Raw genomic sequence first — 20124 nt, forward strand, 5'->3', positions numbered from 1 at the left:
AGGCAGCGGCAGAGGGCCGTTTGCCACACCCCGCTGCGTCTGCGCTTATGCCAAGAACAGTCGGTAGGCCGGATTGTTCGTCTCGTCCCAGTAGGGATAGCCAATCTGCTCCAGCGCCATGGGTACGAGATGGCGCTCCTCTTCGGGCACCTGCATACCGGCAACCACGCGACCATCGGCCGAACCGTGGTTGCGGTAATGGAACATGGTGATGTTCCAACGGCCACCGAGCTTGGTCAGGAAGTTGAACAATGCACCCGGCCGCTCCGGGAATTCGAAACGCAGCACCATTTCTTCGCTGACCGCCTCGGAATGCCCCCCGACCATATGGCGGATGTGCAGCTTGGCCAGCTCATTGTCCGTGAGGTCCAACACTGGAAAGCCCTGCTCCCGCAGGTTGGCCACCAGGGTATCGCGCGGATCGTTTTCCGGATGCGTCTGCACCCCCACGAAGATGTGGGCCTCGCGATCGGTGTGGTAGCGGTAGTTGAATTCGGTGATCTGGCGCTTGCCGATGGCTTCGCAGAACGCCTTGAAGCTGCCTGGCCGCTCCGGAATGGTCACCGCGATAATCGCTTCGCGCTTTTCACCAAGCTCCGCCCGCTCGGCGACATGGCGCAGCCTGTCGAAGTTGACGTTCGCCCCCGAGTCGATGCCGACCAGCACCTGGCCGGTCACCCCTTCACGCTCGACGTACCGCTTGATGCCGGCAACTGCCAATGCACCGGCCGGCTCGGTGATCGAGCGGGTATCGTCATAGATGTCCTTGATCGCCGCGCAGATTTCATCGCTGCTGACAGTGATCACCTCATCCACATAATGGCGGCACAGCTCGAACGTATGCTGGCCGATCTGCGCGACCGCTACACCGTCTGCGAACAATCCCACTGATGGCAACACCACCCGCTCACCGGCTGCCATCGCCTGCTGCAGGCAATTGGAGTCGTCCGGCTCGACACCGATGACCTTGGTCTCAGGGTGCAGGTATTTGACGTACGCTGCAATACCGGCAATCAGACCACCACCCCCGACGGGGACGAACACCGCATCGATGGGCCCCTGGTGCTGACGGAGAATTTCCATCGCGACAGTGCCCTGCCCGGCGATGACATGGGGGTCGTCGTAGGGATGGATATAGACGAGGCCCTTCTCCTCGACCAGCTTGAGCGAGTGCGCCAGCGCCTCGGGAAACGCATCGCCGTGCAGCACGACCTTACCGCCGCGCGAGCGTACGCCCTGTACCTTGAGCTCCGGCGTGGTACGCGGCATGACGATGGTGGCTTTCACGCCCATTTGGCGAGCAGCGAGCGCAAGGCCCTGGGCATGGTTGCCGGCCGAAGCGGTCACCACACCCCGCGCCAGCTCTTCCGGGCTGAGCTGCGCCAGCTTGTTGTAGGCGCCACGGACCTTGAACGAAAAGACCGGCTGGAGATCCTCGCGCTTGAGCAGAATCTCGTTGCGCAGCCGCTCCGAGAGCTGACGCGCTGGCTGCAGCGGGGTTTCCACGGCGACATCGTAGACGCGCGAGGTGAGGATCTTCTTCACGTACTGTTCGAGCATGGCAGGCACTGCGGTTCGGTCGAATGGGGTCAGCGAGTGTAACGCCCCAAGCGTTGAGCGGCCACGGCAATGGGCCTACCAAACCGGCAATCGTCCGAACGCCTGTCGGCGGCTGGATCGGCGTGGTCGCACCGACCTTGGTTACGTGTAGATTGGTGGGAGGTCGTTCGCAGCCGAGGGCACATGCATGCAACAAAAGAAGAAGATCTTGCTGACGGGCGCGAGCCGCGGGATTGGTCATGCAACGGTAAAGCACTTCAACGCGGCCGGGTGGCAGGTCTTCACCGCATCCCGTCACGATTGGGTAGCCGAATGCCCGTGGGCAGAAGGGTTGCTGAACCATATCCACCTGGATCTGGAAGATATCGACCAAGTGGAAGCAACCCTGCCTTTGATCCGCGAAAAGATCGGCGGCCGGCTGGATGCGCTGGTGAACAATGCCGGTATGTCGCCCAAGGACGAGAATGGCGAAAGGATGGGCGTGCTCAAGAGCGACTATGCCACCTGGGTCAGCGTCTTCAACGTCAACCTGTTCTCGACCGCCCTGCTCGCCCGCGGGTTGTTCGACGAACTCAAGCTGGCGGGCGGTAGCATCATCAACGTGACGTCGATTGCGGGCTCCCGTGTTCATCCGTTTGCCGGTAGCGCCTATGCCGCCTCCAAAGCCGCACTCTCGGCGCTGACACGAGAAATGGCACACGAATTTGGCTGCCACGGCATACGCGTGAACGCGATCGCCCCGGGCGAGATCGACACCTCCATTCTTTCCAGCGGCACGGAACAGATCGTCGAGCGGGACATCCCGATGCATCGGCTCGGCAAGCCGGAGGAAGTGGCGTCGCTGGTTTATTTCCTGTGCAACTCAGGCGCGTCGTATGTGAATGGGGCGGAGGTTCATGTGAACGGCGGGCAGCACGTTTAGGCGGATGGAGCTCGAACGGTGAGGCAGGCTACAGTCCGCCAAAGGCTATGCCTGGACGCGAAGTCCATCTGTCACCGGGTTGGTTGGGCGTCTGGGCTTCGGACCTTACGGCCGTGAACAACCGTAGATCCGTAGGGTGGAATCCCCGAAGGGCTTTCACGGTTTACCTCGGGCAATACGCACCTCGGGGCGAGTGCCTGACCATAACGGCGTTGCCTGTACGACTGTTGAGCGCACGACGAGAGCTACCCGCTTCGGCACCAATCGCTCGGTGGGTTACGCGTCGCTAACCTACCCTTCAATGCTAAGAGCGGCAATGAAGAGTCTCTGCCGTTTTCACCCTGGAGCCGCGCAAGTACAGACGCCGCGTAATGGGGCCCTGTCAGGAGGCTGAGCGTAGGCGTTGCGTAGACGGTTGAGCGGCATGGATGCCGCGAGAGCGACGACGGGCCAGGACGGCCCGTGGGCGCGGGCCCTCGGAGCGGCGGTGAAGCGAAGGAACCCGAAACGAAGCAACGCGCAGTGCAGGGCCGTATGTCGGGGCGGCCTTCTTTTGGGTTAGGTTTTCTTGGCCGCTCAAGAAAAGGTAACTCGGCCGTAAGGGCCGAAATCCGAGCGTCCAAGCGACGCGGTAATGGATAGGCTTCAGCCCCGGAACCAGCGCCATCCGAGGACGAAGCCCACCTTACGATCTACAGCGACACCGAAGTTTCACCTGAGCCATAGCAAAGTAGAAGCCTTCGGGCTTCCGCCCTACCCAAGGCGCGCCCCTCGGCGCAAAACACCCGCGCGCCCCACCCGCCCTACAGCCCACGTCGGCACGGGACCTCGGTGGGCTAAACCCCACCCTCACCGCTAACCGATCACGTCACCGGCGCCGGATTGAACAGCGTCAAATCGTTATGCAGCCGATGCTTCTCAGCCCACGTCTGCTTCCGCCCACTCGCGACATCGAGATAAAGCTGGAATATCTCCCAGCCCAACTCATCCAGCGACAACCGCCCCGACGTCACCCGGCCCGCATCGACGTCAATGAGGTCCGGCCAGCGTTCGGCCAGCTGCGTACGCGTCGCAACCTTGATTACCGGCACCATCGACAGGCCATACGGCGTACCCCGGCCTGTGGTGAAGATGTGCAGATTCATGCCCGCAGCCAGCTGCAAGGTGCCGCAGATGAAATCGCTGGCCGGCGTTGCACAGTAGTACAGCCCCTTCCCGCGCACCCGCTCTCCAGGCGCGACCACACCGGCGATCGGGCTGGAGCCGGATTTCGCGATCGACCCCATCGCCTTCTCGACGATGTTGTTCAGCCCACCTTTCTTGTTGCCAGGCGTCGTGTTGGCGCTGCGGTCAGCACGGCCACGATCGAGATAGCGGTCGTACCAGTCCATTTCGCGGACGAGTGCTTCGGCCACGTCCTTGTTCGCAGCGCGCGGCGTCAGCAGATGGATGCCATCGCGCACCTCGGTGTTTTCCGAAAACATCACGGTCGCACCCGCGCGCACCAGCAGATCCGCGGCGATGCCGAGCGCAGGGTTGGCCGTAACGCCCGAGAAGGCGTCACTGCCGCCACACTGCATGCCAACGACCAGCTCGGACGCCGGGCATGTCTCGCGGCGCCGCTCATTGAGCACCTTCAGCCGCGCCTCGATCATCTCCATGATCTGCTCGACCATCCCAACGAAACCCGTATTGGAATCCTGCAGGCGGAACAGCCAGTCTTCCTCGTCCATGCCACTGGTGAGTTCATCACCCGGCATCAACTGACTCGCTTGCAACTTCTCGCAGCCCAAGCTGATGACCAGCGCCTGGCCGCCCAGGTTGGGGTTACGGCTGATGTTGTGCAAGGTGCGAATCGGAACCACGGCATCCGGTGCGTTGATCGCGACGCCACAGCCATAGCTGTGGGTCAGCGCGATCACATCATCGACGTTCGGGTATTTCGGCAGGATTTCCTTACGTACACGCTCGACGCAATGGTCAAGCACGCCGGTCACGCATTGAACGGTGGTGGTTACCCCCAGGATGTTGCGCGTGCCGACCGAGCCGTCCGGGTTGCGGAAGCCTTCGAAGGTATACCCTTCGAGCGGTTCGGGTGTCGGCGCCTTGAGCGTCGCCATGGGCAGATCGTCGAGTGCGGGTGCATCCGGAATGTTGATCAGCTGCTCGGTGACCCAGACGCCACGCGGGATGGGCTTCAGTGCATAGCCGATCACCGTGCCGTAGCGCACCACGGCGCCGCCTTCGGCAATATCAACCAGCGAGACCTTGTGGCTCTGCGGCACGGCTTCCAATGTAACCAGCCCGTCCGGGAATTGCCCGCCCGCCGACACGCCCTGCTCATTCACCACGATGGCGACGTTGTCGTCTGGATGAAGCCGGATGTAACGGGGTGAATCCTGGTGTTCGATCAACTGCATGAGTGTGTTCCTTTTTGTTATCGCATCAGGCTGAAGCGGGTGCGCCTGCCGGTGTAGACGGCGTACGCAATACGGGCAGGATGACAATGGATCCACTGTTCACGTTGCCGTCCTTCTTATGTGGCGGAGCATCAAGGTTCGATGATTGCGCAATCAATCAGATCTAAATCTTGGCTGCTCATGTAACTCAACACGGCGAGCTTACTCTGATTGCGCAATCATTCAAGATCGCTCTGACGAAAACCCTTGCACAGCCTGTTCAGGTGGTCGAGCGGTCGATAATGTGAAAACCGGTGTCATGGCGCAGCGGCACGGATGACGTGGCGTCACCGTTGAAACGCTGCAGCAGGGCCTCTGCGACAAGCGTTCCCACCCGAGTGCCGTCGACGCTGACCGTCGATAGGGGTGGATGAACATGCGCAGCCGCGGACAGATCGCCGAAGCCAAGGATGGCCAGCGAATCCGGGACGGCAATGCCGCGGCTCGCCGCCTCTGCCAATGCACCCTGCGCAACGGTATCGGAGCTACAAACGATCGCGTCGGGCTCGGCACCGCTGTCAAGCAACTGACGCAGGCCATCGCGGCCGCTCAGCAGTGTCGCGGGCGCCTTGAGCGTAGCAAAAGGGACTTCCTTGGCGCCGCGCGCGTGCAATTGATCGACGACCGCCCTGCCCCGCCGCAACGCACGCGCATCGTCCACAGAGATCACGGCAATGCGACGGTAGCCCTTGTCGACCAGATGGTCTGCCATGGCCTGTCCAACCTGCTCGTGCGAAAAGCCCACCTGCATATCAATTGGCTGGCTACTGAGGTCCCATGCTTCCACAACGGGAATTCCGGCCTGAACAAGGCGTTCTCGGCTTTGCTCGGTATGCAGCGTACCGGTGAGGACGATGCCGTCCGGCCTTCGCCCCAGGACAGCGCCCAGCAAACGCTCTTCCTGTTCGGCCGAGTAGCCTGTCAGGCCGATCATGCTCTGGTAGCCCGCCAGGGTAAGGCGGTCCATGAGTGCCTGAACGGTATCGGCAAAGATCGAGTGCGCAATGGTGGGTACGAAGATGGCAACCAGCCGACTACGGTTGGACGCGAGCCCACCGGCCAGCATGTTCGGAACGTAACCGGTGATCCGCACCGCCTCCAGCACCTTTTTCCGAGCTGCCTCGCTGACAATCTCGGGACGATGGAGCGCGCGCGATACGGTGATGGGCGACACCCCAGCAACCTTGGCGACATCGATGAGCGTAGGGCTGCCGGTAACGCCACGATCGACAGGCAGACTGGATTTGCCGGATTTCTTTGCCATGTGGGCCGCTGGGTCGGTAAGAGAACCTCATCTTACCGGCCCAACCGACCTCATGCAGCCATCCCGGGAAGGCGCGTCCTCCGCGGAAGGAGGATCAGCAGGAAGGGCTGCGCGAACACATCATCCGCCTCACCGGCACGGCAAGGCGGATGCGCGATTCGCTTACTGCGGGCCGAGCTTCTTCATCAGGTCGTGCAGCATCTCGACTTCTTCACCGGTCAGGTCGACCAGCGGGGCGCGGACCGGACCTGCGTCGTAGCCAGCCAGCTTGGCGCCAGCCTTGACGATGCTGACTGCGTAGCCGCCGCGACGATTGCGGATATCCAGGTATGGCAGGAAGAAATCATCGATCAGGCGGCCGACAGTTTCGTGATCTTCGGCTGCAATGGCCTTGTAGAAGTCAATCGCCGTCTTCGGGATGAAGTTGAAGACTGCAGACGAGTAAACCGGCACGCCCATGGCCTTGTAGGCAGCGGCGTAGACTTCGGCAGTCGGCAGGCCGCCGAGGTAGGTCAGGCGCTCGCCCAGGCGGCGGCGGATGGCAACCATCGGCTCGATCTCACCAACGCCGTCCTTGAAGCCGATCAGGTTCGGGCAACGCTCGGCCAGGATTTCCAGGCTCTCGGGCGTCAGGCGGCAGACGTTACGGTTGTAGACGACCACACCGAACTTGACCGACTTACAAACGGCCTCGATGTGCGCAACCAGGCCTTCCTGGCAGGTTTCGGTCAGGTAGTGCGGCAGCAGCAGGATACCAGCGGCGCCCTGACGCTCGGCTTCCTGAGCGAAGGCGATCGCCGTGCGGGTCGGACCGCCTGCGCCGGCAAGGATCGGAACCTGACCACGGCAGGTATCGACCGCGACGCGGACGATGTCAGAGAATTCCTTTTGCTCGAGCGAGAAGTATTCGCCCGTGCCACCTGCAGCGAACAGCGCGCTTGCGCCGTAGGGTGCCAGCCAATCCAGGCGACGCTTGTAACCTTCGGCGTTGAAATCGCCGTTCGCGTCGAAGTCAGTGACCGGGAAGGACAGCAGGCCAGAGGAGAGGATGGACTTCAGTTCTTGTGGGCTCATTGTTAGAAGACCTTATACAGGTGAGTGAACGACGACGTAGTTATACGTCATCGTACAACTACATAGCAAACCGTTTTTCTGCGCATGCCCGGTTTCCACTTCCGCATTCGACTAAAGTCGAAGTTATCGCGCGAAGGTAGAGTATTTCTGGCGTGTAGCGCAGCGCCAACAACCATTCAGCTGGCGCAATTGCTGCCAACGGCCCGGCTTATTGACATGGTATCCCCTCCGCAGACACTATTCCACAACGTCATACGACGACATATAACAAGCAAAACAATCGAGGAATGTTCATGGCCAATAGCGAGAACAGCGTCGTCTTCGAGCGGCTCCTGCTCACCGGCGCGGCCGGTGGGCTGGGCAAAGTGCTCCGAGAAGCCTTGCGTCCCTACGCGCGCGTCCTTCGCCTTTCCGACATCGCCGGTATGGCGCCAGCCGAAGGGCCACACGAAGAAGTGGTCACGTGCGACCTGGCCGACAAGGCCGCAGTCGATGCACTTGTCGAAGGCGTGGACGCCATCCTGCACTTCGGCGGCGTTTCCGTCGAACGCCCCTTCGAAGAAATTCTCGGGCCAAACATCTGCGGCACCTTCCATATCTATGAAGCGGCTCGTCGCCATGGCGTCAAGCGCGTTGTCTTCGCCAGCTCCAATCACGTCATAGGCTTCTACAAGCAGACCGAAACGCTCGATGCGAACTCGCCGCGTCGTCCCGACGGTTACTACGGCCTGTCCAAGTCGTACGGTGAAGATCTGGCCAGCTTCTACTTCGATCGCTACGGCATCGAGACTGTCAGCATCCGCATCGGCTCGTCGTTCCCCGAGCCAAAGAACCGCCGGATGATGCGTACCTTCCTGAGCTATCGCGACTTGACCGAATTGCTGCGCTGCTCCCTGACCGCCCCTAATGTTGGCCACACGGTCGTGTACGGCATGTCTGACAACGACGGGGTATGGTGGGACAACCATCTGGCAGCACACCTCGGTTTCAAGGCGCAAGACAGCTCACGTCCATTCAAGGACAAGATCGAAGCCCAGCCGCCACTGGCGCCGGACGATCCCAACGCCATCTACCAGGGCGGTGCCTTTACCGCCGAAGGCCCGTTCGAGAGCTGATCCCAGCCACCCGCGATCCATAAAAACACGAACAAGGACGCACGCATGCAAGCCGAACTCATCCTCGATGCGCGCAACGGCACGGGCGAAAGCCCGGTGTGGGAACCACGTGAAGGTGCGCTTTACTGGGTCGACATTCCTGCAGGCCGCCTACATCGTTGGAAACATGGCGTGCACGACACCTGGCAGGCCGATGAAATGCTCGCCTGCATCGCCCGTCACGCAAACGGGGGCTGGATCGCGGGGATGCAGTCCGGCCTGTTTCATCTTGCACCCAAAGCGGACGGCACGCTTGCCCACTCCCGCCTGGCTCAGGTCGAGCATGCCAAGGCTGAGATGCGCTTCAATGATGGTCGATGCGATCGCCAAGGTCGCTTCTGGGCCGGGACGATGCACACCGACATGGGCGCAGGGCACAGGGTTGGAAAGGTCTATCGCCACGTACACGGAGACGAAGCGCTCCCGTCGCAATTGGAAGATTTCATCGTACCGAACGGCCTGGCCTTCAGCCCGGACGGCAAAATCATGTACCTGTCCGACTCCCACCCCAGCGTGCAAATGATCTGGGCATTCGATTACGACACCGACACCGGCACGCCGCACAACCGCCGCGTATTCGTGGATATGAATGCCCACCCCGGCCGCCCTGATGGCGCAGCCATCGACGAAGATGGCTGCTACTGGATCTGTGGCAACGACGCCGGCCTGATACACCGTTTCACACCAGACGGCCGCCTCGACCGTTCACTCGAGGTGCCAGTGAAGAAACCCGCCATGTGCGCCTTTGGCGGCGCGGGTCTCGATACGCTTTTTGTTACTTCGATACGCCCCGGTGGGGATCTTTCCGATCAGCCCCTCGCCGGTGGCGTATTTGCTCTGAAGCCTGGAGTGCGTGGCCTGGAGGAGCCTTCTTTCATCGCCTAGCGCTAAAAAAATCGCGACACGGAAACACACAACAACAACACTGGAGAGCTCCTTATGTTTCTCAAACGCACACTATTGGCCGCGCTACCCCTGGCATTCAGCCTTGCTGCGTCGGTCCACGCTGCAACGACCCTGAAAGTCGCCGAGATTCACCCGGCCGGGTACCCAACCGTGGTCGCCATGGAGAACATGGCGAAGAAGCTGCAGGAAGCCACCAACGGCGAGATCACCTATCGCATGTTCGCAGGCGGCGTCCTGGGTTCGGAGAAGGAAGTGGTCGAGCAGACCCAGCTTGGGGCCGTACAGCTCACCCGCGTCAGCCTGGGCTCAGTAGGCCCGGTCGTTCCGGACACCAACGTCTTCAACATGCCGTTCGTGTTCCGTGACGTCGACCATATGCGCAAGGTCATCGACGGCGAGATCGGCCAGGAAATCCTCGACAAGATCACCAACTCGCAGTTCAACATGGTCGGGCTGGCATGGATGGAAGCCGGCAGCCGCTCGATCTACACCAAGAAGCCTGTCCGCAAGATCGAAGACCTCAAGGGCATGAAGATCCGCGTGATCGGCAACCCGCTGTTCATCGACACCCTCAACGCCATGGGCGCCAACGGCGTGGCCATGAGCACCGGTGAAATCTTCAGCGCCCTGCAGACCGGCGTGATCGACGGTGCGGAGAACAACTCCCCGACACTGCTCGAGCACAACCACTACCAGGTCGCGAAGTACTACACCCAGACCCACCACCTGATCCTCCCCGAGCCGCTGATGATGTCCAAGACCACTTGGGAGTCGCTGACGCCCGAGCAACAGCAGCTGGTGAAGAAATTCGCCCGTGAAGCGCAGATGGAAGAGCGCAAGCTGTGGGAAGAGAAGGAAAAAGCGAGCGACGAGAAGCTCAAGGCTGCCGGTGTCGAGTACATCGAAGTCGATACCAAGCCCTTCTACGACGCTACCGCTCCGGTCCGCGAGAAGTACGGCGCACCCTACGCCGACCTGATCAAGCGCATCGAAGCCGTCAAGTAATACCTCGAAGCGACGTGGCGGCGCCCTGCCGCCACGTCAACGGTGAAGTCTCATGAAAAACGTCGTACTGCGCTTTAATGATGTGGTCTACAAGGCCTGCATCTGGGTCGCGGGGCTGTCCATCGCGGTGATGGCCCTGATCATCCCGGTTGGCATTTTTTACCGTTACGTACTGAATGCCGGCCTGAGCTGGCCCGAGCCGGTTTCGATTCTCCTGATGGTGCTCTTCACGTTCATCGGTGCAGCCGCAGGCTACCGCGCCAATGCGCACATGGCCGTTGCAATGGTCAGCGACCGTTTGCCTGACAGCGTGCAACCCATCATTACCGTGTTCGTTCGGATCGCAATGGGCGCCATTGCGTTGTTCATGACCATCTGGGGCTACAAGCTCTGTGTGGCGACCTGGTACCAATACCTGGACAGCATTCCGTTCCTGCGCGTCGGGATTTCCTATGCGCCCATTCCGCTGGGTGGCGCCCTGACGCTGCTCTTCGTGATCGAGCAGCTGCTGTACGGTGATCAAAGCAAACGTCGCGCGGTGGATTACGAAGCCGACGATAGCAAGGAGGCCGTGTAAATGGACGCCGCCATTCTGTTGGGCAGCTTCGTCATTCTGATTATCCTGCGGGTTCCGGTGGCGTACTCGCTGGGCCTTGCGACACTCATTGGCGCCTGGTGGATCGAGATTCCCTTCCAGGCAGTAATGATTCAGATCGCCGGTGGCGTGAACAAATTCTCGCTACTGGCGATTCCGTTCTTCGTACTCGCCGGCGCAATCATGGCGGAAGGCGGCATGGCCCGCCGCCTGGTTGCGTTCGCAGGTGTTCTGATTGGCTTCCTCCGGGGCGGTCTCTCTCTGGTGAACATCACGGCATCCACGTTCTTTGGCGCGATCTCCGGTTCGTCGCTCGCAGACACTGCATCGGTTGGTTCGGTGCTGATTCCGGAAATGGAGCGCAAGGGTTACCCGCGTGACTTTTCCACGGCGGTGACCGTGTCGGGTTCGGTCCAGGCGCTGCTGACGCCGCCGAGCCACAACTCGGTGATCTACTCGCTCGCCGCCGGCGGCACCGTATCGATCGCGGCGCTGTTCATGGCAGGTATCGGCCCGGGGCTTCTGATGAGCGCCGTGCTGATGACGATGTGCCTGATCTTCGCCAAGCGCCGCAATTACCCCAAGGGCGAGGTCATTCCGCTCAAGCAGGCGCTGAAGATCTGCGTTGATGCGCTCTGGGGCATGATGACAATGGTCATTATCCTCGGCGGTATCATCTCGGGCGTATTCACGGCGACCGAATCGGCTGCGATCGCAGTGGTCTGGTCGTTCCTGGTGACGATGTTCGTCTATCGCGACTACAAATGGAGCCAGCTGCCTCTGTTGATGCACCGCACGGTGCGGACGCTGTCGATCGTGATGATCCTCATCGCCTTCGCTGCGAGCTTCGGCTACATCATGACGCTGATGCAGATCCCCTCGAAGATCACCACATTGTTCCTGACCCTGTCAGACAACCGCTACGTGATCCTCATGTACATCAACATCATGCTGCTGGTACTGGGCACACTGATGGACATGGCGCCGCTGATCCTCATCCTCACACCGATCCTGCTGCCCGTCGTCACCTCCATTGGGGTAGATCCGGTGCACTTCGGCATGATCATGCTGGTCAACCTGGGTATCGGCCTCATCACACCGCCCGTTGGCGCGGTGTTGTTCGTGGGCGCAGCAGTCGGCAAGGTGACCATCGAGCAGACGGTGAAGGCGCTGTTGCCGTTCTACGTCGCACTGTTCATGGTACTGCTGGCTGTTACCTATGTTCCGGCCATCTCGCTGTGGCTGCCTAGCGTCGTACTCTGATCGCACCATTTGGGGCGGGCGGCGCGCAAGCGCCCCCGCCCTTTTCTTTTCGCAACAAAAATACGGCAGCAGCGTCTGCCATAGCACAAGGAAAGTCAGCCCCCGATGTCTTCTCCTGCCTTGTTTCCCCGTTATGTCGCTGTCGCGCTCCTGGCACTGCTCGCCAGTAGCTTTGCAGGCAACCATGTAGCCGCCCGGATCGCGTTCGATAACGATACGGGTCTGCTCCTGGCCATTCTGTGTCGTTCCGGCGTGGCGATGGTCGTCCTGATCGGGCTTGTTCTCTGGCAACGCCAGCCTCTCGACCTGCCGCCCGGTGCATGGCGCTGGCAGTTGATACTGGGCCTGCTGATCGCCACCCAGAGCCTGTGCCTCTATACAGCCGTCGCGCGTATTCCCGTCGCGCTGGCTCTGCTGATCAACAACACCTTCCCGATCATGCTGGCGCTGTTGACCTGGGCACTCGGCGGCTCCGCACCGACCCGCAACGCGGTTTTCGTGATGACCCTGATCCTGGTTGGCCTGGTGCTGGCACTTGACATCCCGACGCGTCTGTCGGGATCGGAGCCCATGGGCCCGGAGTGGACACTCGGCATCGTTGCCGCCTTCGCGGCCGCACTGGTGTTCGCCGTCGCGCTGTGGATCACCGACAAGAAGCTATCAACCCTTCGCGGCTCGGTACGCAGCATGCTGACGTTGATCATCGTGTTCGGCAGCATGTCCCTGGCGGGTAGCGCCGACCTGGTGCCCGGCGGCATGTCCACGCCATCCACGAGCACGGGATGGATCGCCCTGGCGGCATTGGTCACCCTGTATGGCATTGCCTTTACGATGCTGTTCGTCACGGTACCGCGCCTGAATATGGCGCAGAACGCGCCCGTGATGAATGTTGAGCCAATCGTTTCGCTGTTACTGGGCTGGTTGCTTCTCGGTCAGGTGCTCAATGGCATGCAGCTGGCCGGCGGCGCGGTCGTACTCACCGGCATCGTGATCCTTACGTTGCGCAAGGCATGAGGATAGATTGAAGCGCTTTGCACCACGACAAAGGGCGCCTAGGCGCCCTTTGTTTCAGTCTCAGCCGTCTCATGGGCCTGACGAAGCCGCTCACGGCTATTGGTCAAGTGCAGGCGCATGGCCGCACGGGCGGCGTCTGCATCACGACGGGCGATTGCCTCGAAAATCTGCTCATGCTCGCGCGACAGGCGCAGCATGTACTGCTGCTGGTCGGCATGGGCAATGTGCGCTGAATTCAGGCGGGTACGTGGGATGATGCTCGTGCCCAGGTGCATGAGGATGTCGGTGAAGTACCGGTTACCGGTGGCCTTGGCAATGTGAAGGTGGAACTGGAAGTCCGCGGACACTGCGTCGCTGGCGTGTGCGGCCCCCTCGTTCATTACATCCAGCGCATCCCGGATCGCCTGTAGCTGTTCGACGGTGTGACGCTGGGCCGCCAGCCCGGCCGACTCGATTTCGACGCTGATACGGAATTCGAGCACCGCCATGACATCACGCAACGTAACGATGGTCGCCGGATCGATGCGGAAGCCACTGGGGCTCGGGATATCCAGTACAAACGTACCGATCCCATGGCGCGTCTCGACGAGCCCGGCCGCCTGCAGGCGTGAAATCGCCTCTCGCACGACCGTACGGCTAACCCCCTGCTCTTCCATGATCGCGGACTCGGTGGGCAGCTTTTCGCCCCGTTTGATCTGACCATCGCGGATACGCTGCGACAGCTCCGCCACCAACTCCTGAGCGAGGCTACGGTGTTTCTTACGCGGGCGCGCTTGCGGTTGCGGGACCTGAGTTTCCATGAGTCGAATCTGTGATAGGGGCGAAGCCAGCATAGTACCCTAAAGGCAACTTGTACGACGACCATGTGGCGACAGTTCGTCATCCATGGCCTTGGAGCGGGCCTTGGGGCGAGACCTCGTACAGCGCCACACACTATAATCCGCCGCTCTCTTCTCCCGTGGATCTCGACATGACTCAGGATCAGCTCAAGCAGGCGGTGGCACAGGCAGCCATCGACTACGTTCTTCCCAAGCTCGACAGCCGGAGCATCATCGGCGTCGGTACAGGGTCCACTGCGAATTTCTTCATCGACGCGCTTGCACAGCACAAAACCGAATTCGACGGCGCCGTCGCGAGCTCCGAGGCGACCGCGGCGCGCCTGAAGCAACATGGCATTCCGGTCTACGACCTCAACAGCACCAGTGAGCTCGAGTTCTACGTCGACGGCGCAGACGAGGCCGACGAGCATCTGCACCTGGTCAAGGGCGGCGGCGCGGCGCTCACCCGCGAGAAGATCGTGGCCGCCGTGGCCCGCACGTTCGTCTGCATCGCCGATGCGAGCAAGCGGGTCCCCGTTCTGGGTGCCTTTCCGCTGCCGGTCGAAGTCATCCCGATGGCTCGCAGCCACGTCGCACGCCAACTGGTGAAGCTTGGCGGTGACCCGGTCTACCGTGAGGGCGTGACTACTGATAACGGCAACATCATTCTCGATGTGCATAACATGAGCATCACCGACCCGGTGAAACTCGAGGCCGACATCAACGCCATCGTCGGCGTCGTGACCAATGGCCTGTTCGCAGCTCGTCCCGCGGACCTGCTGCTGTTGGGCACCGCGAATGGCGTAGAGACGCTCAAGCGCGACTGATCGCCCGTTGTTGCACAAGAAAGGACGCGTTGAGCGTCCTTTCTTTTTTCAGGGCCCCTTCTTCTCGAATCGATAGAAGAGGTTAGGTTCGCTAATTAGATACAACGCACCGTTGTTGTCCGTTGCTACCCCTTCGGCCTGGGGTATCGACTTCTCCAGCCCATGCTGGCCAGCCAACAGCGACAGCGAGCTGATCGGTTTGCCATCAGGTTCGAGCTCAAGCAATAACCGGGACTCGTCCGACAGCACGAGCAGATGCCCGGTGCGCTCGTCGTAGTCCAGACTGGACAGGTCCCGCACGAAAAGCCCGCGATCCCGATCGGCATCCTCGGTAACCGCTACGGAAACCGGAGCGTCGTTTTCGCTCAGGTGGGGAAAGCCTGTCACTTCATAAATGCGTACCGGATCGCGCTCCTTGGCCACCAGCAGACGCTTGTTGGTCCGGTCGTAGGCCAGGCCCTCGAATCCCTTGTTGCCATTCGTATCGATCCCGATCGCCAGCTGCTGGCGGCCGTCCGCATCAACGAACGTCGTGGCATCGTCGATCTGCACGTCGATCAGCGTTTGCGTTCGCTCGTCCGTGATGACGTACCGGCCCGGCGCGACATACTCAATGGCCTCCGGATCCTGGAATCCACGGAGCTCGATGCGGCGCAGAACCTCTCCCTCGAGCGAAAGCTCGACCAGGCTGACCGGATTGGCATTGGTGACGCTGAACAGCGTGTTGCGCTGCGGATCGTAGGTGAGCGCCGACAGGTTTTGCCCAACACCCTCTACGGGCCGCGCCTCGATCGTGACGCGATAGTCCGGGAGCCAGAGCGAGCGCGACCTCCAGGCCTCGGCGTTCCCGGACTCCGTCATGGTGAACCAGCCACGCTCGAAAAGCCTGAAGTGCTGTGCCGCAACGGCACCTGCCGCGATCACGAAAACGAGCGAGACGAGCAAAAGGCGACGTCGAGTTATGCGGATGGGCATTTAAGAACTACCGGAGGGAAACAATGGCGCGCATCCAAGCATGCGAACCTGAAAGGAAGCTTAAGAACGCTCAGGAGGGTTGTTGCGCTCGCCGAGACAGCAAGTCCGACGGGTCGCAGCGTGCGCCACGACCCGCCCGGACAAGGCGATCAGAGCACCTGGCTTTCGTACGCTTGTTGCCCTGCCAGCTGAAGAACCAGCTTGTCGTCGACGTTCAGTGGGCCCACGCCAACTGGCGTACCGGTCAGGATGACGTCACCGGCCTGCAATGAGAAGTGGCCGCTGATGTGCTGGATCAGTGGAAGGATCGGGTTGATCATGTCGCGGCTGTTGCCGTCCTGACGGACCTCTCCGTTGATGGTCAGGCGAATGCCGATGTCGGCCAGATCCTCGTAGCTGTCACCCGGAACGAATGGGCCCAGTACACAGGCGCCATCGAATGACTTGGCCGGCTCCCAGGGGTAGCCCTTCTCCTTCAACTTGCTCTGCACGTCACGCAGCGTCAGGTCGAGCGCGGGTGCGAAGCCGGAGATGGCATCACGCACTTCTTCCTCGGAGGGTTTGCGCGACAGGGGCTTGCCGATCAGTACGGCGATTTCGGCCTCGTAGTGGACCGAGCCACGGTCCTGCGGAATGGTGAAGCCGCCTTCCAGCGGGACCGTACAGCTGCCGGGTTTGATGAACAGCAGCGGCTCGGTCGGTACCGCGTTGTTGAGTTCCTTGGCGTGCTCGGCGTAGTTGCGGCCGATGCAGACGACTTTGCCCAGGGGATAGTGGATGCGGGTGCCGTCCGCATACTGATGCTGGTAACTCATGGCGACTCCTTCGTTGATGTTGTACGGATTTCGAACACGAGCCTGACGCAAGACAGGGAGCGGTCGCTCCCTGTCTTTTGGTCAGATGAATACCTTGCCCGGATTCATGATGCCATTGGGATCGAACGCCGCCTTGATGGCCTTCATGTAGGCGATTTCGGCTTCGGACCGACTGTACGTGAGGTAGTCCCGCTTGGTCATGCCCACGCCATGCTCGGCCGAGATCGATCCGTTGTACTTTTCGACCGTCTCGAACACCCACTTGTTGACGTTCGCACACTTGGCGAAGAACTCATCCTTCGACAGGTTTTCCGGCTTGAGGATGTTGAGGTGCAGGTTGCCGTCACCGATGTGGCCGTACCAGAGCACTTCGAAGTCCGGGTAGTTGGCCTTCACGATCGCATCGATGTCGGCGAGGAACGCCGGAACCTTGGAAACGGTTACGGACAGGTCGTTCTTGTACGGCGTGAACGGCGCGATGGTTTCGGAAAGGTCTTCACGCAGGCGCCACAGGTTGCGCAACTGCGTTTCGCTCTGGCTCATCACGCCGTCCAGCACCCAGCCCTGCTCGACGCAATGTTCGAATGTCGCCAACGCCTGCTCGGCGCGTTCTTCGGTGGTGGCCTCGAATTCGACCAGCGCATAGAACGGGCAACGTGTTTCGAACGGTGCAGGGATATCGCCGCGGTCGAGGATCTTGTCCAGGCCCTTGTCCGAGAAAAACTCGAACGCGGTAATGTCCATCTTGTTCTGGAAGGCGTGCAGCACCGGCATGATGGAGTCGAAATCAGGCGTACCCAGCACCATGGCCGTCAGATTGGTAGGCTGACGCTCCAGGCGCATCGTGGCCTCGACCACAAACCCGAGCGTGCCTTCGGCACCAATGAACAGGTGCCGAAGGTCATAGCCGGTGGCGTTCTTCAGGAGGTCCTTGTTCAGCTCGAGCAGATCACCCTTGCCGGTGACCACTTTCATGCCCGCGACCCAGTTGCGCGTCATGCCGTAGCGGATGACCTTGATACCGCCGGCGTTGGTGCCGATGTTGCCACCGATCTGGCTTGACCCAGCCGAGGCGAAATCGACCGGGTAGTAGAGGCCCTTGCCCTCGGCGAAATTCTGCAGCTGCTCGGTCACGACCCCGGGTTGGCAGACCACGGTGCGGTCGATGCCATTGAACTCGAGGATCTGGTTCATATAATCGAAGGAGACGACCACTTCGCCGTTCGCGGCGACGGCGGCGGCTGACAGACCGGTACGACCGCCGGACGGAACCAGCGCTACCTTATGGCTATTGGCCCAGCGGACAACGGCCTGGACCTGCTCTATCATCTTTGGAAAGACGATGGCTGAAGGCGCCGGCGGGTAGTGCTTCGTCCAGTCCTTGCCGTAGGTCTCCAGCGAGGATGCGTCCGTGAGGAGCTTGCCGGGTTCGACCAGGGTCGCGAGTTCGTCGAGCAGTGCTTGTTGGATCATCTTCTATCTCGAATCATTCATGGTCGCCCTGAGAACCATTCAGGTCGCAACCGAGCATTGAAAAAGAAAGCCATGCTAGCATACGCCCCCCGTGAAACGTGCGCTGCACGGCGTTTCGGGCGGCATGAATCGCCGAGCCTCCTTCCTCTCCTACCGACAAGGTTTTCACGCAGATGAGCAAGACCTCCCTCGACAAGAGCAAGATCAAGTTCCTTCTTCTCGAAGGCGTCCACCAGAACGCCGTGGACACGCTCAAGGCGGCCGGCTACACGAACATCGAGTACCTGAAGACGGCCTTGTCGGGCGAGGAACTGAAGTCGAAGATCGCGGATGTCCACTTCATTGGCATCCGGTCGCGCACCCAGCTCACCGAAGAAGTCTTCGATTGTGCCAAGAAACTCGTCGCGGTTGGCTGCTTCTGCATCGGTACCAACCAAGTCGACCTGAACGCGGCACGCGAACGCGGTATTGCCGTCTTCAATGCCCCTTATTCCAATACGCGTTCGGTGGCCGAGCTGGTCCTGGCTGAAGCCATCCTGCTGCTGCGCGGCATCCCGGAAAAGAGCGCTGCCTGCCACCGTGGCGGTTGGATCAAGAGCGCGGCGAACTCCTTCGAGATCCGCGGCAAGAAGCTGGGCATCATCGGCTATGGCTCGATCGGTACGCAGTTGTCCGTCCTGGCGGAAAGTCTGGGCATGCAGGTGTACTTCTACGACACGGTGACCAAGCTGCCGCTGGGTAACGCCACGCAGGTAGGCTCGCTGTACGATTTGCTGGGTATGAGCGATATCGTGACGCTGCACGTGCCCGAGCTGCCATCCACCCAGTGGATGATCGGCGAGAAGGAAATCCGCGCGATGAAGCAGGGCTCGATCCTGCTGAACGCCTCGCGCGGTACCGTCGTGAAACTGGATGCACTGGCTGAGGCGATCAAGGACGAGCACCTGATCGGCGCCGCGATCGACGTGTTCCCGGTCGAACCGAAGTCGAACGACGAAGAGTTCGAGAGCCCGCTGCGTGGCCTGGATCGCGTCATCCTGACACCTCACATCGGTGGCTCGACGGCCGAAGCGCAGGCGAACATCGGTCTGGAAGTGGCCGAGAAGCTCGTGAAGTACAGCGACAACGGCACCTCCGTATCGTCCGTCAACTTCCCGGAGGTGGCCCTGCCTTCGCACCCGGGCAAGCACCGCCTCCTCCACATCCACGAGAACATTCCGGGCGTGCTCAGCGAAATCAACCGCGTGTTCGCCGACAACGGTATCAACATTTCCGGTCAGTTCCTGCAGACGGACGAGAAGGTCGGTTACGTGGTCATCGATGTCGACGCTGAATACTCGGACCTCGCACTCGAGAAACTGCAGCAGGTAAAAGGCACCATCCGCAGCCGCGTACTGTTCTAAGCGGGGCACGGCAAAGAAAAAGGAGGCTTCGGCCTCCTTTTTTATTGACTCGATCTAGCATCATGGCGCCGGACTGAAAGCCATAGGATGCAATCCCGAAGGGCTTCCACCGTTTACCTCGTGCAACACGCCGAAGGACATGTCGCCCCAGTCGTTCGAGAGGTCAACACAAACAGCCCTCACCCGCGGCAGCTATTGTTGCAAGGCCGATCGTTTCGGTGGGTTACGCGTTGCTAACCCACCTTACAGTGGCGATGACCGATCGGCTTATCGCGCATCCATCGCAGGATGTGGGCCGTCCTGCCAGGGCACCTCGAGCGCCTCATCACCCGAGAAGCGGAACAGATGGTCGTCGATCACATGACGCATGCGAGCAAGCGCCTGCTCGCCGGGTACGCAACAATCGATAAGCAGGGCATCGTTGCTCACCTTCATGTCGCATTGCCCAAAGGGGAAATCGCCGTGGGCGGATAGGACGTCGTACGTTACCTCCACCTTGTGTGCGAAGTGCTTGAACAACCGCATCATGTTGCGGGACGCACGCGGCGTCGGCACGGTTGCATGAAATCGGATCAGGTTCGTATCGGTCACGCAGGC

At 60.8% G+C, this 20124-nt stretch carries 18 protein-coding genes; 9 read left to right on the forward strand and 9 right to left on the reverse strand.

From position 1 onward, the window contains the following. Window positions 1-45: 45 nt before the first annotated feature. On the reverse strand, window positions 46-1560 hold the full coding sequence (gene ilvA, locus ACY8D3_RS17925; RefSeq protein ID WP_462380166.1) for a threonine ammonia-lyase, biosynthetic: 1515 nt from the start codon (window positions 1558-1560) through the stop codon (window positions 46-48). A gap of 187 nt (window positions 1561-1747) precedes the next feature. Here ilvA and ACY8D3_RS17930 point away from each other — a divergent pair, with 187 nt between their 5' ends. Further along, the gene (locus tag ACY8D3_RS17930) at window positions 1748-2482 is read left to right on the forward strand and encodes an SDR family NAD(P)-dependent oxidoreductase (RefSeq protein ID WP_462380167.1); all 735 of its coding nucleotides are present in this window, start codon (window positions 1748-1750) and stop codon (window positions 2480-2482) included. 863 nt (window positions 2483-3345) lie between these two features. Here ACY8D3_RS17930 and garD read toward each other — a convergent pair. From garD to kdgD, 3 genes are all read right to left on the reverse strand, one after another. Next, a complete protein-coding gene (gene garD / locus ACY8D3_RS17935; protein ID WP_462380168.1) occupies window positions 3346-4902 on the reverse strand; it encodes a galactarate dehydratase in 1557 nt (518 codons plus the stop codon). Window positions 4903-5161: 259 nt separating this feature from the next. Next, a complete protein-coding gene (locus tag ACY8D3_RS17940) occupies window positions 5162-6205 on the reverse strand; it encodes a LacI family DNA-binding transcriptional regulator (protein WP_462380169.1) in 1044 nt (347 codons plus the stop codon). A 162-nt stretch (window positions 6206-6367) separates the two neighbouring features. Further along, a complete protein-coding gene (gene kdgD / locus ACY8D3_RS17945; protein WP_462380170.1) occupies window positions 6368-7279 on the reverse strand; it encodes a 5-dehydro-4-deoxyglucarate dehydratase in 912 nt (303 codons plus the stop codon). Between the two features lie 293 nt (window positions 7280-7572). On the opposite strand from kdgD, the gene ACY8D3_RS17950 reads away from it, so the two are divergent. The 6 genes from ACY8D3_RS17950 (at window position 7573) to ACY8D3_RS17975 (ending at window position 13216) form a co-directional block, all read left to right on the forward strand. Then, window positions 7573-8394 (forward strand): NAD-dependent epimerase/dehydratase family protein, encoded by an 822-nt coding sequence (locus tag ACY8D3_RS17950; RefSeq protein ID WP_462380171.1) that lies wholly within the window; start codon window positions 7573-7575, stop codon window positions 8392-8394. Between the two features lie 45 nt (window positions 8395-8439). Then, entirely contained in the window at window positions 8440-9318 is an 879-nt protein-coding gene (locus tag ACY8D3_RS17955) for an SMP-30/gluconolactonase/LRE family protein (RefSeq protein WP_462380172.1), read from the forward strand. A gap of 54 nt (window positions 9319-9372) precedes the next feature. Continuing rightward, a complete protein-coding gene (locus ACY8D3_RS17960; RefSeq protein WP_462380173.1) occupies window positions 9373-10344 on the forward strand; it encodes a TRAP transporter substrate-binding protein in 972 nt (323 codons plus the stop codon). A gap of 52 nt (window positions 10345-10396) precedes the next feature. After that, window positions 10397-10921, forward strand: coding sequence for a TRAP transporter small permease (locus ACY8D3_RS17965; RefSeq protein ID WP_462380174.1), 525 nt, complete (start codon window positions 10397-10399; stop codon window positions 10919-10921). Beyond that, window positions 10922-12202, forward strand: a complete 1281-nt coding sequence (locus ACY8D3_RS17970) for a TRAP transporter large permease (RefSeq protein WP_462380175.1) — start codon at window positions 10922-10924, stop codon at window positions 12200-12202. It abuts the gene before it with no gap. A gap of 105 nt (window positions 12203-12307) precedes the next feature. Next, on the forward strand, window positions 12308-13216 hold the full coding sequence (locus tag ACY8D3_RS17975; RefSeq protein WP_462380176.1) for a DMT family transporter: 909 nt from the start codon (window positions 12308-12310) through the stop codon (window positions 13214-13216). 38 nt (window positions 13217-13254) lie between these two features. Here the strand turns inward: ACY8D3_RS17975 and ACY8D3_RS17980 are convergent, their stop codons facing one another. Continuing rightward, window positions 13255-14016, reverse strand: a complete 762-nt coding sequence (locus ACY8D3_RS17980; RefSeq protein WP_462380177.1) for a FadR/GntR family transcriptional regulator — start codon at window positions 14014-14016, stop codon at window positions 13255-13257. A 170-nt stretch (window positions 14017-14186) separates the two neighbouring features. Between ACY8D3_RS17980 and rpiA the strand changes: the two genes are divergently transcribed. Beyond that, window positions 14187-14861 (forward strand): ribose-5-phosphate isomerase RpiA, encoded by a 675-nt coding sequence (rpiA, locus tag ACY8D3_RS17985; protein WP_462380178.1) that lies wholly within the window; start codon window positions 14187-14189, stop codon window positions 14859-14861. 48 nt (window positions 14862-14909) lie between these two features. Here rpiA and ACY8D3_RS17990 read toward each other — a convergent pair whose 3' ends face one another. The 3 genes from ACY8D3_RS17990 to ACY8D3_RS18000 form a co-directional block, all read right to left on the reverse strand. Further along, complete coding sequence (locus ACY8D3_RS17990) at window positions 14910-15836, reverse strand: SdiA-regulated domain-containing protein (protein ID WP_462380179.1); 927 nt, start codon at window positions 15834-15836, stop codon at window positions 14910-14912. A gap of 149 nt (window positions 15837-15985) precedes the next feature. Further along, on the reverse strand, window positions 15986-16651 hold the full coding sequence (locus ACY8D3_RS17995; RefSeq protein ID WP_462380180.1) for a fumarylacetoacetate hydrolase family protein: 666 nt from the start codon (window positions 16649-16651) through the stop codon (window positions 15986-15988). A gap of 81 nt (window positions 16652-16732) precedes the next feature. After that, complete coding sequence (locus tag ACY8D3_RS18000) at window positions 16733-18124, reverse strand: FAD-binding oxidoreductase (RefSeq protein ID WP_462380181.1); 1392 nt, start codon at window positions 18122-18124, stop codon at window positions 16733-16735. Between the two features lie 173 nt (window positions 18125-18297). Between ACY8D3_RS18000 and serA the strand changes: the two genes are divergently transcribed. Next, window positions 18298-19527: a phosphoglycerate dehydrogenase gene (serA, locus tag ACY8D3_RS18005; protein ID WP_462380182.1), complete on the forward strand. Its 1230-nt coding sequence runs from the start codon at window positions 18298-18300 to the stop codon at window positions 19525-19527. 267 nt (window positions 19528-19794) lie between these two features. Here the strand turns inward: serA and ACY8D3_RS18010 are convergent, their stop codons facing one another. Next, window positions 19795-20118, reverse strand: coding sequence for a DUF2218 domain-containing protein (locus tag ACY8D3_RS18010; RefSeq protein ID WP_462380183.1), 324 nt, complete (start codon window positions 20116-20118; stop codon window positions 19795-19797). Between the last annotated feature and the right edge of the window lie 6 nt (window positions 20119-20124).

This window comes from Pseudomonas sp. Marseille-QA0892, assembly GCF_054950135.1.

Excerpts from the sequence above, each read along its gene's own strand:
- ilvA (WP_462380166.1), bottom strand. The coding sequence starts at position 1,560 with ATGCTCGAACAGTACGTGAAGAAGATCCTCACCTCGCGCGTCTACGAT.
- ACY8D3_RS17930 (WP_462380167.1), top strand. The coding sequence starts at position 1,748 with ATGCAACAAAAGAAGAAGATCTTGCTGACGGGCGCGAGCCGCGGGATT.
- garD (WP_462380168.1), bottom strand. The coding sequence starts at position 4,902 with ATGCAGTTGATCGAACACCAGGATTCACCCCGTTACATCCGGCTTCAT.
- ACY8D3_RS17940 (WP_462380169.1), bottom strand. The coding sequence starts at position 6,205 with ATGGCAAAGAAATCCGGCAAATCCAGTCTGCCTGTCGATCGTGGCGTT.
- kdgD (WP_462380170.1), bottom strand. The coding sequence starts at position 7,279 with ATGAGCCCACAAGAACTGAAGTCCATCCTCTCCTCTGGCCTGCTGTCC.
- ACY8D3_RS17950 (WP_462380171.1), top strand. The coding sequence starts at position 7,573 with ATGGCCAATAGCGAGAACAGCGTCGTCTTCGAGCGGCTCCTGCTCACC.
- ACY8D3_RS17955 (WP_462380172.1), top strand. The coding sequence starts at position 8,440 with ATGCAAGCCGAACTCATCCTCGATGCGCGCAACGGCACGGGCGAAAGC.
- ACY8D3_RS17960 (WP_462380173.1), top strand. The coding sequence starts at position 9,373 with ATGTTTCTCAAACGCACACTATTGGCCGCGCTACCCCTGGCATTCAGC.
- ACY8D3_RS17965 (WP_462380174.1), top strand. The coding sequence starts at position 10,397 with ATGAAAAACGTCGTACTGCGCTTTAATGATGTGGTCTACAAGGCCTGC.
- ACY8D3_RS17970 (WP_462380175.1), top strand. The coding sequence starts at position 10,922 with ATGGACGCCGCCATTCTGTTGGGCAGCTTCGTCATTCTGATTATCCTG.
- ACY8D3_RS17975 (WP_462380176.1), top strand. The coding sequence starts at position 12,308 with ATGTCTTCTCCTGCCTTGTTTCCCCGTTATGTCGCTGTCGCGCTCCTG.
- ACY8D3_RS17980 (WP_462380177.1), bottom strand. The coding sequence starts at position 14,016 with ATGGAAACTCAGGTCCCGCAACCGCAAGCGCGCCCGCGTAAGAAACAC.
- rpiA (WP_462380178.1), top strand. The coding sequence starts at position 14,187 with ATGACTCAGGATCAGCTCAAGCAGGCGGTGGCACAGGCAGCCATCGAC.
- ACY8D3_RS17990 (WP_462380179.1), bottom strand. The coding sequence starts at position 15,836 with ATGCCCATCCGCATAACTCGACGTCGCCTTTTGCTCGTCTCGCTCGTT.
- ACY8D3_RS17995 (WP_462380180.1), bottom strand. The coding sequence starts at position 16,651 with ATGAGTTACCAGCATCAGTATGCGGACGGCACCCGCATCCACTATCCC.
- ACY8D3_RS18000 (WP_462380181.1), bottom strand. The coding sequence starts at position 18,124 with ATGATCCAACAAGCACTGCTCGACGAACTCGCGACCCTGGTCGAACCC.
- serA (WP_462380182.1), top strand. The coding sequence starts at position 18,298 with ATGAGCAAGACCTCCCTCGACAAGAGCAAGATCAAGTTCCTTCTTCTC.